Annotated in this window: 1 protein-coding gene and 1 pseudogene; both read left to right on the plus strand. The window is 29.3% G+C overall.

Translation table 11 applies throughout. From position 1 onward, the window contains the following. Positions 1-363, plus strand: a pseudogene (locus tag ACFSTE_RS15720) (hypothetical protein); the annotation flags it as partial. A gap of 67 nt (positions 364-430) precedes the next feature. After that, the coding region (locus ACFSTE_RS15725) for a hypothetical protein (RefSeq protein ID WP_378298255.1) at positions 431-844 on the plus strand (414 nt) is incomplete at its 3' end.

The following is an 844-nucleotide window of genomic DNA, read 5'->3' on the forward strand; positions in this document are numbered from 1 at the left end:
GTTACGGGGGAATTTTTCCCAGATGATTTTTTAAAAGGAGTTTGGAAAGAATATGATGAACAGGGTAATTTAGTAAAAGAAACTGATTATGATGCACCTTATAAGTTTACTTGGGAAAATGTTTTGGAACTAATTAAAAAAAGAGAAATTGATATGAATCACGAACAATTTCAGGTAAATAGAAGTTTTGGTTTTGGAACAGAAAATATTGGTAAAGAAACCGAAAAACCTTTTTGGGCAGTTACTTATGGAGTTAATGGTCGTGAAAAACTAAATGTTATTATTATTGATGGGGTTAATGGGAGTATAATTAAAAAGTACCTTGAAGATTACCCTGCTGGTGGGGATTACGATGATGAATAAAAAAAATATTCTGTTACTATTCTTTTTTATGGTGTTAGTTTCTTGTTCTGCACAAAAACAAAACACTATGAAAACTTTTGATATTGAAACCTTCGAGAAAAATAAAATAGATAATGAGTATAAAATTGTTACTAAAGATAGTACGATAATCAAACAAGGTCTATGGCATTCCGGTTATGAAGAAATAATCAGCTATAAAGGATCATATATTCAAACGTACAATAAATATTATAAGACTGGAATATTAAAATTAACAGGAGACTTTTACTCTAACGATTTTGAAAAAGGAGTTTGGAAAGAATATGATGAACAAGGTAACTTAATAAAAGAAACTGATTATGATGCACCTTATAAATTTACTTGGGAAGATGTTTTAAAACTAATTAAAGAAAGGAAAATTGATATGTCTCATGAACAATTTAGAGTGATTAGAGGGAGTAGCGAAAAAGGAACCTCATGGGCTATTGTTTATGATAAACCT

Origin of the sequence: Aquimarina hainanensis, assembly GCF_042684685.1 — a bacterium.
Taxonomy (GTDB): Bacteria; Bacteroidota; Bacteroidia; order Flavobacteriales; family Flavobacteriaceae; genus Aquimarina; species Aquimarina hainanensis.